Source organism: Verrucomicrobiaceae bacterium, assembly GCA_016713035.1.
Classification (GTDB): Bacteria; Verrucomicrobiota; Verrucomicrobiia; order Verrucomicrobiales; family Verrucomicrobiaceae; genus Prosthecobacter.
The window spans coordinates 43731-55946 of sequence record JADJPW010000010.1 but is presented as its reverse complement, the minus strand read 5'-3'; the positions used below and the strand labels follow the sequence as shown (position 1 = coordinate 55946).

Genomic DNA, 12216 nt, shown 5'->3' with positions numbered 1-12216 from the left:
GTGCTGTATCCGAATGAGGAACTGCTGCTGCTTTTCATCCTTCCGGCAAGGGTGAATGGATCGCCTGGTCAGTGCAGTGGGGATTCACGCCTTTCAGTGTGGAGAACTTTACCCGGCTGCTGGTGGATCCCAGGACGCCGAACTCCCGGTCGCCTTCGGCCGATTTTATTTGGATAACGCCTACGCCACAAGAAGGTGGCGGATCGAGGCAGCACCAGTGGGCGCAGGCTCCTGGGGGGGGCAGCCTTCACCAATGCCGGGTTTGCCAAAAATAGTGGATGATGCGCACTGGAATTCCACGCGTGATGGCGGATGGGAGGAAATTTGTAACGTGTGCCGAGCGGGTCCGGCCTCTTAAATTGCCCTAGATGAGCATATTGAAGCAGCCCTTCTTCGATCCTTCAGCATTTTTAAGTGACAAAAGACCTCACTGCTGTCTCGGCCTCCCGATTCCCAGTTGTAGAACAAGGGCGTTCCCGCGCTCATTAGCAGTCGGTTAAAGTTCCCTTCCCCCTATTAATCTCCCTCAATTCCACGTATGAAGACCACGCCTCACCCTCGCGTTCTCGCCGTCACGAGCCTCAGCAAGTGCCGTCGGCCAGCCCCTACTCGCCACCGGCCCGCGCCTGGAGCACCACCAGCGGCACTGTGGTGCCCCCGCCACGCTCCCTGGCGGCACTGAACAAAGCGGATGAGACCGACAGCTAATTGATGAACGAAGCGGTGAAACTCTTCGACTGGAGCCAAGTATCGGGCGCTCTCCAAAATGCGCCCTAATGGGGAGGAAGAAAGAATCTGAACAACAAGCCCTTTGAGGGCATCCTCTACGCGCAGGTGCCTGCTACTTCAATCTCAATGACTACGCGAAAGGCGATCCGAGGCTCCTGGAGACTTATCTAAAGGAGTTCCCCGAGGGTGAGCATCATCGACGTGCCTGGCCCTGGGCCGCAGCCGCATCAAGAGCAAGCAGGGCGATAAAGGCGTGGAGACGCTGAAAGAAGTCGTCAGCAAGTCCCCGAGAAAAAGGCGGGGCAGGTCTGGTCATCGCTGATTATTACAGGAGACGGAGAACAAGCTGGACGAGGCGCTGCGATCCTCAGCGCAGTGGTGGCGGATGGTGTCGTAGCCCTGAGTCAGATCAGGCTGCCGTGATGGCCTCCCAGCTCTATGTGAGCACCGGGAAGCTCGAAAGAGGCCAGCGCCCTGATGGACAAGGTGCGCAACTTTGCCTCCGGCGGCAAACAATATCGCCCAGATGAACAACATCTACCTCCAGCTCGGGGATGAGATGATGGAGAAAGGCATTCAGGGAAGCGCTGGCCGCCTACCACTCGTTCGCCGCAAGAGTGAGATCAGCCGCATTCAGAAGGAACAGGTTCGCGAAAATCTGAAGCTCGTCTAAAAGTCACCAAAGCAGGTGATCAGAAGGTGGAATTGGAGACCAAGCTCCAGGGCCAACAAGACATCCTCGCCGAGATCGAGAAGCGCTCGGATTGCGATGCCTCCCTCTACTACCGCCTGGGCCAGTAGCTACTTTGAGATGGGCCAGCCTCCTGCTGAGGAGCCAGCCCGGTGACCCGAGCCGCCTCTGGCGATCCATCCTGGCCTTCAACACCATCGTGGATGACTACAAGAATTCCCCCAGCGTGATAAATGCCATGTCTGGCCTCATCATGGTCAATGCGAACCTCAAGCGCATCAAAGAGGCCCGTGAGCTGTGCGTAAGTTCATCGACACCTTCCCTGATAGCGATCAGATTTGCTATCTCTCCGAGATATGCGCAGGCTCGCCTACCAGAATGGCCAAGCTCGAAGAAGCGAATACCGCCTTCAACAAAGCGAACTTCCCGAAAGCAGACAAAGAGCGTCTGCGCTTCCTCGAATGGCATCGTGCTCTTCGGATTGCAGCGCTTTGACTCAGGGACCGCGCCCCTGCTGGAGTCCTCATCGCAGAGAATAAAGACAGCGCTCTATAAAGATGAGGCTCTATACCGCATCGCTCTGAGCTACTTCTACCAGAACGATGTACAAGAACGTCATGAAGGCCCTCGAAAACTACATCGGGAGGCCAACCCCAAAACTCTACATCTGCGATGCAGTATCGCTTGACATCATCACCTTCAGGAAGGCAAAAAGACAATGCGCTGGAGGCCTGATCAAACTCGCTCAGAGCACCCGAATGATCAAAACATCGGGCCGGAATTGCATGCGCTGATGGGTGACATCTACAACCAGAAGAATGACTGGGAGAAGGCGATGGAGCAGTTCGGGACTCGCTAGGACAAGGCCAAGACCGATGACGTGCCAATTACGCCCTGGACCAAGTGACCGGCCTCTGCACTTGTTCGGATCAAATGAGTGGAAGAAACTCGCCGGACATGTGGCAAAAATACTACAACACCCACGAAGAATAACGAGGGCCAATCCTCAAGGCGATCCTGTGGATCAACCGCTCGCACATCAAGGACCAGGAAGCCCAGGGGCCGAAAACTGCTCTCGAGCATGCAGCGAACAACATCTCCAACCCTGCCAATCAGCAGGTCGAGGCCTCATCCGGCAGGCTCGTGGAAGTCGTCGCCTGAAGCGCCGCCGTGCCCGCCCCGGCAGCAGCCGCCGCTGCCACCGATGCCCGCCCCGCGAAGCCGCCGAGCCCGCGCCAGCCCCGCAGCGGCAGCCGGCCCCGCGTGCGCGAGTATGAGCAGCCCTTCGAGGAAGTGGAAAGAAGCTCGAAGACCTCCTCGCCCCGCCAAAAGAACAACAACGGCACCTCGCAGATGCCGCTATCCTCTTTGCCAAGACCGGCAGCTGGCGAAAAGAAGCTCGCGGACGAGGAGAGTAAGTTTTTCAACATCCTCGTCGAAGTGGCCAACCCCATCGACCTCAGCCCGATACTACTGGCTACCGTGGGTGACAATACGCCGAGGGCGACTTCGACAAGGGCTACGGCCTGCTACACGTCCGCCTGTGACCCTCTTCAAAGACACCGAATACTCTGATGGTTCCTGTCTGCCTCGCAGAAATCGAATACGAAAAAGGCCACAACGACAAGGCGCTGGAACTCTTCAAAGCCGCCAGCGATACCAAGGCAGTGCTTACATCCTCCAGGCCACGCAGGGCAACTTCGCGGAAGGCCAACCTTTAAGCTCAAAAAAGTATGACGATGCGGAGAAGCTCTACGAACAGATCGCCCAGACAAAGGAATGGCGCGGTGAGCCGCACTGCCAATGCCCTGCGCATGCTCGGCGACATCGAAGCTGGACGAATAAGCACGAGGCCGCCATCGCCACCCTATCAGCGTGTCTTTTGGCCCATCAGCGCTGGAACGCAAAATGCTCCTCGCCTACGTCGGCTCCGCAAAGTCCTTCATCGCCTTCAACAAGAAGGAGGAGGCCCGAAATACCCTCCAGGAGGCCAAAAACCGCAAAGACTTCCAGGAACTGCCCGAAATGAAAGAGATCGATAAACTCCTCTCCACGCTCTAAACCGCCTCAACGACCCTAAAGCCACTTTTTTTTGCCCCTTTTTTGACCGATGAGCGCCTCCTCGCCATTTTCACAGTCTCCGTCCTCAGCCTCCTCGCGGCAGGCTCTGCCTCTGCGCAGGCCATCGTGCTGAAGGATGGCAGTAAAGTCTTCGCCAATGAGTTCTCCGTCACTCGAGGGGGAAAATCACCCGCACCACCGAGATCGGCGAGGCCACAGCCACCTCCGAAATCATGCGGGCCAATATCGAATCCCTGGGTGGCCATACCCGGCAGAATTGACCGATCCGTCCGATCTCCTCGCCAAAGGCAAAGTCGAAGAAGAGGCCATCGCCGTGCTGGCGAAGGGGCAAGGCCCTTCTTTGGAGCACTTCCAGGAAGTCGAAGGAAACTGTATGTGGACATCTTTTCGCCTACATCGAGGCCCTCAACAGCGGCGGAAAATTCGATGATGTGGATCAAGCTCATGCCCTCTGCACGCTTGCTGAAGACTCACCGATGCCCAAGATGCGTCTGCGCATCATCCAGCTCGATATCGACCGCCAGACCACCAGCGACTACATCACCATCGTCAGCGAGGCAGAGGCATCTCAAAGAGGACCGATGACAGCGCCATCGGAGCCTCCATCTGGAACATCATCGCCGATGTGCATGTGAAGAAGAAAGAGTGGGAAAAGCCCTGCTCGCCTACCTGCGCATCCCGTCTTTTACGGCTCCCAGGTGCAGCGTGTGCCGGAGGCAGAGCTCCAGGCCGCCACCATGCTGGTCAAAATGAAGCGCTACGAAGACGCCAGCATCCTTTTCAGCCGCCTGATCGAAAGCTACCCCGGCTCCCAGATCGCCGAGCGTGCCACCAAGGAGAAAGCCTCCATCGCTGGCATGAAAAATGGAAGATCAAGAAACCCGCCAAGAAAGAAGGCGATGCCAAAGAGGGCGAAAAGCCTGCTGAAGGCGCAAAACCTGCCGCTGAACAAAGCCCCCCCAGACGCCGCAAAGCCCGCCGCGGCCCCGCCCCAGCCGCAGATGCCGCGAAATCCAGCACCGAAGCGAAAAAATAGCTCCACATTTTCCAACCAATACCCCATGATGCACCTCCACCCTGCTAATACCATGACCAGCCCCCACCGTCACAGCCTCGTCCGCTACCTCCCACTTCTGGCCCTCACAGCCATGACCGGTCTCGCCTCCGCCCAGGAGGCTGCCGGGCAGCCGCCGCTGAGGCACATCCAGAAGGAGACTCCTCATCACGCTCTTCGTCCAGGGTGGTTGGGTCGTATACCGCTGCTCATCTGCTCGATCGTCATGGTCTGGCTCACTGTGGATCTCTGGGGCCGCACCGGTGCCAAGAAAGTGGCTCCTCCAGCCCAAGTCGCCCAAATGCAGGACCTCTTCCGTGGTGGTGACTACGTCGGAGCCTACCAGTTCGCCAAGAGCAATGCCTCCCCCTTTAGTGACGTCTCTCGCGTCTGCCTCAGCTTCGCCGGTGACGGCCACGATGCCGTGGACGCCGCGATGTTCAGCGAGATCAATAAAGTCAACGCCACCATCCAGACCCGCATCAACTACCTCTCCGTTATCGGGGTCTGCACTCCCCATGATCGGTCTGATCGGCGGTGGCTGGTATGAAAGGCGCGTTCGCCGAGTTGGGCAAATCTGGTGCCTCCGACGTGGGTGCTCTCTTGGCCACATCGGTGAGGTGCTCGTCGCTACTGCCACGGGTCTGGTCATCGCCGTTCCTGCCTTCCTCGTGTTCTACTTCCTGCGTAACCGCCTCCAGGGCGGCATGGGCGTGCTCCAAGAAGTCGTCTCCGCCCTCTTCCGCAAAATGCCTTATGATCACCTGAAAGGTGCCCACGTCGGCGAGGAAGAATTCTACGCCGCTGTGCCAAACTGGGTCGCAGGTGGTGGTGAACACCCGCGACACCTGCGGCAGCCTGAGTTTGATCTTTTAGTATTCAACGAGCGGGGGCGGTGGCCTCAGAACCACCGCTCCCCATTTATCTCTCACTTTTTAAACCACTAACTTTTATACCAATATGGGCGGCGGCGGCGGCAGCATGGAATCAGGCGAACCGGAGTTTCAAATCGCTCCGATGATTGACGTTCTCCTCGTACTACTCATCTTCTTCATGTCGATCACCTCCTCTCAGGTGGCCAAGATCGACAAGGAGATCACTCCGCCCATCGCTGGTGCGGCTAAAAAGAAGGAGAAGGACATGACGAACGAGGCCATCGTCAACGTCCGCTGGGATAACAAACGCCAGCAGTCGGTCATCATGTATCAGGACAAGCCCTTTGCAGAGCTCGACTCCCTATCTGACATCCTGCGCGGCTACAAAGAAAAAGTCCCCACCTACCGCGTCATCATCCGCGGTGATAAAGCCCTCCCCGCCGTCGAAATCCAACGCGTCATGGCCATGGTCGCCCAGGCCGGCATCGACGACATTTCCTTTTCAGCCCTCAACCAGTAAAAATCCATGTCCGCCCCCGGAAAACACCGCCAGATCGAGCACGATAGTGGTGCTCTCGGCTTCAGATCGCCCCCATGATCGACGTCGTCTTCGTCATCATGCTCTTCTTCATGGTCATGGCTGGCTCCCAGAAGAAAGAAATGGAGCCCAAAGCCAGCTCCCAGGCATAGCCCCGCCAGCGCCGATGCCCCACGGAGATGCCTGATGAAATCATCATCAACATCGAGGAATCCGGCATCGTCCTCATGAACGAAGAGGAATTCGACAATCCTCCCCTGCCCGCCCCGTCCCGCCCGAGCCGACAAGCTCCCAACATGACCGCGACGCTCAAGCGCCTGAAACAGGAGGCTGACAACCGCAACGCCAAAGTCATCGTCACCATCGAGGCTGAGGAGCAGGCCAAATACGAGCGCGTCATCGACGTGCTGAACTCCCTCGCCATCGCCAAGGTCGCAAATGTCACCTTCACCGTCGGCAGCGACGCTGGATTCTAATTATTCCTGAACACCGGACTGAAAAAAGTTTCTCTTTTACCCCAAGAAACGCCCAACCCGCGAGTGTTTCCCCTGCAACCCGCATCAGCACGACTATCCTTTTATGAGTAATCCGGACCCCAATCAGCAGCCACCGCAGCAGCCAGGAGCAGTACCTCCCGGCTATCCGCAGCATCCTGGAGCGACCCAGCCCATGATGCCACCGGGATACATGCCGCCGCAGGGCTACCCACCGCAAATGCAAGGCTACCCCCAGGGTTATCCCCAAGGCTATCCCATGCCACAGCAGGGCTACCCCCCAGGGCTATCCCCATGCCGCCGCAGGGCTTCTCCCATGCCACCCCCAGGGCTATCCGCCGCAGATGCCCTTGGTATGCCACCAGGCTACGGCTACCCCCGCAGATGCCCGGTTATCCCCAGGGCTATCCGATGCACCCTGGCATGATGCCACCTCCGAGCACCATGCCGATGCCGGCCGTCATGCCGCCTCCCGCGCCATCAGCCGCTCCTGCGACGCCTGCCCCTGCCGCCCCAGCATCCGCCCCTACTGGCAAACCTGCGGCCCGACCCGAAATCACCCTCCGCACCCACGCCAAAGGCACCTGCAGCACCCGCCGCACCCGCGCCAAAGGCACCCGCTGCCCCAGTCGCAACCGCAGTGCAGGCTCCAGCACCCGTCGTCGCAGCCGTCGCTATCGCCGATGACTCCGCCCATGGTCATGAGGAAGTCCACGCCATCCCTGCCGAGGAGCTTTTCCATCCAGAGGCCGTCCACCACTTCGAATCCAAGCCGCAGAGTGCCTTCATGCGCACTTTGGAAAAAATCGAGCGGGCTCCCTCGGCTTCTCCATCCTTGTCCATGCCGGTATCCTTATCGCCATGGGCCTGATCGTCGTCGCCCATCAAATGGTCGAAAAACAGGTCGATTTCCTCCCCGGTGGCGGCACCCAGCAGGGCCAGCAGGCCAGCCAGGACCTCCAGCACAAGGTCCAGCAGAAAAAACGCTCCTCCATCAGCAAAACCACGCCGATGAAGAAAATCGTCACCACTAGCGTGAATGCCGAGATTTCCCTCCCAGAGGCCCCACCTGACTCTCTCGACATCCCGGATGCCATGAGCTCCGTCGGTGGCGGTGCCATGAGCAGCGGCGGCTTCGGCGGCGGCGGTATGGGCGGTGGCTTCGGCAAAGGAATGGGCATCGGCGGAGCCTCCGGCTTCTCCGCACTCCCTCCCTCCATGCGCAGCCGCTGCGCACCAGCCGAGCGTCTCGAAAAACTCCGCCAAACCGGCGGCAATCCTGAGTGCGAAGCTGTCGTGAGTGCCTCCCTCGAATGGCTCAAAAACAAACAGAACGCCGATGGCTCCTGGGGCCGTGGAAACAAAGCCGCGATGACCGGCCTCTCCCTCCTCTGCTTCCTCGGTCGCTGCGAGACTCCCGAAAGCCCCTTCTACGGCGACACCGTCCTCAAAGGCATCAACTACCTCATCGAGCTCAGCAAAAAGAATCCCCACGGCCTCATCACTGAAGGCTGGCAGGGCGGCGGGCAAGGCGGCGCAGGCACCTATGAGCACGGCATCGCCACCTACGCACTCGGCGAGATGGCACCCTGGCCCGTCTCGGAGCCAAGCCCCTCCCCGGCATGCGTGAGGCCTTTGAAAAGGCGTCAAAATCATCATCGAAAACCAGTCCGCCAAAGGCGGCTGGGGCTACGTGGCAAAGAAAATCGTCTATAACAAAGGCGCGAATGACCTCTCCGTCGTAGGCTGGCAGTTCCAGGCCATCAAAGCCGCCAAAAACACCAAACTCAAGATCGACGGCCTCGAAGGCTGTATCAAAAGATGCTGGAATACATGGAAGGCATGCAAACCAAAGACGGCGGCTTCGGCGGTGCCAACCGCGACGCCCACTACAATCAGTGGTCCCTCACAGGCGTCGGCATCCTGCCAACCGAAACCATGGCTAAGAACAAATCCTCCTCCACCAAGAAGGCTGTCAAGTTCCTCCATGAGTTTCCTCGCCGCAGAGCCCCTCGATTGGAATAAGAACTGCAACCTCTACTGCTGGTACTACTACACCCAAGCCTTCTTCCAAGTCGGTGGTGAAGAGTGGAAGTTCTATAATCAGCAATTCCTTCCCCAGATCCTCTCCGCAGCGCAGCCAGACGGCTCCTTCAAGCGTGGCCGCCCGAACTACGCAGCCGGTGACGCCGCAGATGACATCTACCGCCAGTGCCTCTGCACTCTCCAGCTCGAGGTGTACTACCGTTACCTCAAAGTCGCGGATACCGAAGAGCAGTCCTTCTTCGACAAATAAGCCGAATCAGTTCTCTGCCAGCACGGCCCGCGTTTATCACGAACGCGGGCCGTTTTGCTTCTGGGGGTAAAAACACATCACGCACTCGAAGCATGAAAGAGTCTAATTGCTTGAGAATGAGCAGATTCCAAGCCATGTTCTCGTCCCTCTTCCCTGCGATTCCCAGAATCAATTCCGCCTCAACATCATGACCACCGGCTCTGTAGCTCCCCACCGTGCCTTCATCGGCGTGGCTGCGACACTCTGCGTGTGTTTGATCCTCTGTCTGGTCGCTGGCTGGCAGTGGTTTGGCAACGAGGTCAAACGCCGCACGATGATCCTGGAGCGAGCACAGCAACAAGAAGCGAAAATTCGGGCGATGGAAAAACTTGGCCTTGATGCTGATGCGGGCATCCTCAGCGATGACATGGAGCAGACTTCTCCCGTAGGTCTGAACGAGACGACGCCACACGTCGCCAATTCAGAGACTAAATCCAGCGTACCACAGGCTACCCTCGCCAAAGAACTGACACCGCAGATGGACGCACCTGACTTTAAAGAGGCCGAGCAGGCGCTAGAGAAGTTTTGGGTAGCCAAGGATGTGAAGGATCGCCTGCCACTGGTCTTCGAAGCCGGGCGGATAGAGCCCTACATGCGCCAGTATTACGAAATCGATCACGAGCTAGACCCAGATCACGGGGAGCTATTGGATAAAAAGCGCCTGCTCATTGAAGGACACGAGATTCTCTACTTCAGCTACAAGAGCACGCGCACCACAGGCTTGCTCGAAATCGCCATGCGCCGTGGAGACAAAGGCAGCTTCCTTATTGACTGGGAAAGCGTCATCGGCCGCTGCGAACAGAGCTTCGCCGAGCTGAAGCGAAGCCGCCCGATCGAGCCTGTGATGATCCGCGCCTTTGTGCGACTCTTTGAGTACTACAACTACGAGTTCACAGACAGCAATCGCTACCTCTGCGTCAAAATGATCGGCCCGAACGGTGTGGACACACTCTACGGCTTCGCCGAGCGCGAGTCGGAGCTAGGGCGCTGGCTCTCTGCGCAGCTCGCTGGCACCGCCGCTGGTAGCGCACTATATGGCTACACGATGCGTGTCGCCTACCCAGAAAATGCACAGTCAGATCAATGCTTGCTGATCAAAGAGGTGATCGAGCCACGCTGGCTGGTGCTCAGTCAGACCAAGTAAACTCAGCCGCGCATGCCTTGATGAGGCACACACTCAGAGGGAGCGATCAAAAAACAGCCTCGGATCAGCCTTCGCCGTCACGACCGATGGCCTCGACAGGGCAGCCAGTGAGGGCTTCCTCGCAGAGTTTCGTTTCATCGTCGTTTTCAGGCTGCTTAAAAAGGTAGGAGTGACCGCCGTCGTCATCGCGTTTGAAGTTCGCGGGAGCAGTTTCACGGCAGAGGTCGCAGTCGATGCACTGATCGTCCACATAGTAAGCGCCGGACACGTTCTGGGAGTATTTGTTCGCTGCGTCAGCCATAAAGGAAGGGGGTAGGATTGGAGAGGGCGTGGACAGTAGAGGCCGACTCTGCTGTTTCAATGGCTTTTTAAGCCCAAAATGAGCCCGGAACTCCAGCAGGCCGAAAATGCCCAATGCTGCGCCATTCTGGAAATCTTGTCCTTTTTCGGCCTTGGCGGCATAAAGCAGCCCTTGGGGCCTGTTTTCCTTCTTTTTACCATGACGCACTTTCACTGGCTTTATGACGGCAGCATCGTGGGGCTGTACCTACTCATCACGATGGCCGCAGGCATCGCCATGCGGCGCTACGTCGGGAAACTGGAGGACTACCTCGTCGCCGGACGTGAGATGAATCTGCACCTGGGGATCGCCTCACTCGCCGCGACAGAATTCGGCATCATCACCTGCATGTACCGGCGCAGGCAGGCTACACACAGGGGCTTCAGCGGTGCGGTGCCGGGTCTGTGCTCTGCATTGGCGATGTTGCTCATCGGCTGGAGCGGATTCTGCATCAAGCCCCTGCGCCAAGCAGGAGCTATGACACTGCCAGAGATGTTTGAGAGCCGCTTTGGCCGCAAGGTGCGCTGGCTCAGCGGCATCGTCATCGTGCTAGGCGGGCTACTAAACATGGGCGTGTTCCTCCAGATCGGCGGGAAATTCCTCTGTACCGTGGCGGGCTTCGATCTGGTGCATCTCACGCTCATCATGGCAGCGCTGCTGCTCATGGTGGTGATCTACACCGTGCTCGGCGGCATGCTCAGTGTGCTAGTCACTGATTATCTGCAATTCATCGTCATGAGCGCCGGGCTACTCATCGTGAGTGCGCTCATTTTGAAAAACATCGGCTGGAATACCCTGGTGGACACCGTGCGGCGGCACCACGGAGCAGGCGGCTTCAGTCCTCTGGCCAATCCAGCTCTGGGCTGGACCTTTCTCGCGAATCAATTCATCGCCAATGCCGCTGCTGCACTCACTTGGCAGGCTGTGATCGTGCGCATCCTCTCTGCGCGGGATAGTGAGACCAGTCAGCGCATCTACACCCGCACCAGCTTCTTTTTCGTATGCCGCTTTCTGCTGCCGGGTATCTGGGGCATCGCCGCTCTCGCAGCAGCGGGCTGGGCACCGCTCCAGGAGCTCTCTCCAGCAGACCGCTCGGCCATCCCCGCCGCTGTAGCAGAAAAAATCCAGTCCTCCGCCGTCGGAGCACCACTGGCCGCCCTCAGCACCGAGGAGACCGCAGCGCTACCCGCAGGAGCACAGGAAAAAATGGCTGATGCCTCCCTGCTAGCCATGCCGCGCTTTCTCAGCACCTTTTTGCCCGTAGGACTCATGGGGCTACTCATCGCCGCCATGCTCGCAGCGGACATGAGCACGAACTCCAGCTACATGCTCAGTTGGGGCAGCGTCATTTACCATGACATCCTCGCTCCCTTTCGCCGTGGCCCATGGCCAGATGACCGCGCCATTCGGTGGAATCGCTGCATCGTCGCCCTCATCGGCCTCTATCTGCTCATCTTTGGCCTGTTTTATCACATTGAGGGGAATGTCTGGTCGTACCTGCTGCTCACAGGCTCCATTTACCTCAGCAGCATGTCCGTCTTGCTCATCGCCTGCTGCTACTGGCGGCGGGCGAATGACTGGGGGGCCATCTGCGGCATCCTACTCGGTGCAGCCGTGCCTGTGGCACATCTCACACTGGAGAAAATGCCCTCCACAGCAGCCTTCGCCGCCAGCATCGGCAAAGATGCCGCGGGCATCGCCGCCTTCATCGCGGCAGCTCTCGGCATGATCGCCGGTTCATTGCTCAAACCCTCCGCCAAAGCCTTATGACCACTTTTTGGTTCATCCTCACACTCGCCTGCCTACTCTGGTATAGCACCGTCACTCTCTACGTCTCCATCAAAGGCGCGGGGGACATCCGCGAGATGCTCCGACGCCTAAAGCAGCGTGACACATGACGGCAGCGCACTCGCGGCGAAACAAATCTTGCCAGA

At 58.4% G+C, this 12216-nt stretch carries 16 protein-coding genes and 2 pseudogenes; 17 read left to right on the top strand and 1 reads right to left on the bottom strand.

Features of this window, described 5'->3' with window-relative positions:
* Positions 1–1255 precede the first annotated feature (1255 nt).
* The 15 genes and pseudogenes from IPK32_23330 (at position 1256) to IPK32_23260 (ending at position 9942) form a co-directional block, all read left to right on the top strand.
* Complete coding sequence (locus IPK32_23330) at positions 1256–1402, top strand: hypothetical protein (GenBank protein ID MBK8094816.1); 147 nt, start codon at positions 1256–1258, stop codon at positions 1400–1402.
* 315 nt (positions 1403–1717) lie between these two features.
* Complete coding sequence (locus tag IPK32_23325; protein ID MBK8094815.1) at positions 1718–1915, top strand: hypothetical protein; 198 nt, start codon at positions 1718–1720, stop codon at positions 1913–1915.
* Positions 1916–2590: 675 nt separating this feature from the next.
* A complete protein-coding gene (locus IPK32_23320; protein ID MBK8094814.1) occupies positions 2591–2995 on the top strand; it encodes a hypothetical protein in 405 nt (134 codons plus the stop codon).
* The gene (locus tag IPK32_23315; protein ID MBK8094813.1) at positions 2995–3141 is read left to right on the top strand and encodes a hypothetical protein; all 147 of its coding nucleotides are present in this window, start codon (positions 2995–2997) and stop codon (positions 3139–3141) included. Before IPK32_23320 ends, IPK32_23315 begins: the two co-directional genes overlap by 1 nt.
* A 187-nt stretch (positions 3142–3328) precedes the next feature.
* On the top strand, positions 3329–3481 hold the full coding sequence (locus tag IPK32_23310; GenBank protein MBK8094812.1) for a hypothetical protein: 153 nt from the start codon (positions 3329–3331) through the stop codon (positions 3479–3481).
* A 452-nt stretch (positions 3482–3933) separates the two neighbouring features.
* Positions 3934–4137 carry a hypothetical protein gene (locus IPK32_23305; protein MBK8094811.1) on the top strand — a complete coding sequence of 68 codons (204 nt, stop codon included), beginning with the start codon at positions 3934–3936 and terminating at the stop codon, positions 4135–4137.
* 63 nt (positions 4138–4200) lie between these two features.
* Positions 4201–5106, top strand: coding sequence for a hypothetical protein (locus IPK32_23300; GenBank protein ID MBK8094810.1), 906 nt, complete (start codon positions 4201–4203; stop codon positions 5104–5106).
* A 70-nt stretch (positions 5107–5176) separates the two neighbouring features.
* Positions 5177–5503, top strand: coding sequence for a hypothetical protein (locus IPK32_23295; GenBank protein ID MBK8094809.1), 327 nt, complete (start codon positions 5177–5179; stop codon positions 5501–5503).
* A gap of 70 nt (positions 5504–5573) precedes the next feature.
* Positions 5574–5951: a biopolymer transporter ExbD gene (locus IPK32_23290; GenBank protein MBK8094808.1), complete on the top strand. Its 378-nt coding sequence runs from the start codon at positions 5574–5576 to the stop codon at positions 5949–5951.
* Positions 5952–5957: 6 nt separating this feature from the next.
* A pseudogene (locus IPK32_23285) lies at positions 5958–6445 on the top strand (biopolymer transporter ExbD).
* Between the two features lie 441 nt (positions 6446–6886).
* A complete protein-coding gene (locus IPK32_23280; GenBank protein ID MBK8094807.1) occupies positions 6887–7150 on the top strand; it encodes a hypothetical protein in 264 nt (87 codons plus the stop codon).
* A gap of 174 nt (positions 7151–7324) precedes the next feature.
* Positions 7325–8179 (top strand): hypothetical protein, encoded by an 855-nt coding sequence (locus tag IPK32_23275; protein ID MBK8094806.1) that lies wholly within the window; start codon positions 7325–7327, stop codon positions 8177–8179.
* 126 nt (positions 8180–8305) lie between these two features.
* Positions 8306–8488, top strand: a complete 183-nt coding sequence (locus tag IPK32_23270) for a hypothetical protein (GenBank protein MBK8094805.1) — start codon at positions 8306–8308, stop codon at positions 8486–8488.
* Positions 8451–8759 carry a hypothetical protein gene (locus IPK32_23265; protein ID MBK8094804.1) on the top strand — a complete coding sequence of 103 codons (309 nt, stop codon included), beginning with the start codon at positions 8451–8453 and terminating at the stop codon, positions 8757–8759. The genes IPK32_23270 and IPK32_23265 overlap by 38 nt, the downstream gene beginning before the upstream one ends.
* A 187-nt stretch (positions 8760–8946) precedes the next feature.
* On the top strand, positions 8947–9942 hold the full coding sequence (locus tag IPK32_23260; GenBank protein MBK8094803.1) for a hypothetical protein: 996 nt from the start codon (positions 8947–8949) through the stop codon (positions 9940–9942).
* Between the two features lie 64 nt (positions 9943–10006).
* On the opposite strand, the gene IPK32_23255 is transcribed toward IPK32_23260, so the two are convergent.
* Complete coding sequence (locus IPK32_23255; protein MBK8094802.1) at positions 10007–10243, bottom strand: ferredoxin; 237 nt, start codon at positions 10241–10243, stop codon at positions 10007–10009.
* Between the two features lie 198 nt (positions 10244–10441).
* On the opposite strand from IPK32_23255, the pseudogene IPK32_23250 reads away from it, so the two are divergent.
* Both IPK32_23250 and IPK32_23245 read left to right on the top strand, forming a co-directional pair.
* Positions 10442–11329: pseudogene (locus IPK32_23250) on the top strand (sodium:solute symporter family protein).
* A gap of 159 nt (positions 11330–11488) precedes the next feature.
* The gene (locus IPK32_23245) at positions 11489–12052 is read left to right on the top strand and encodes a hypothetical protein (protein ID MBK8094801.1); all 564 of its coding nucleotides are present in this window, start codon (positions 11489–11491) and stop codon (positions 12050–12052) included.
* Positions 12053–12216 lie beyond the last annotated feature (164 nt).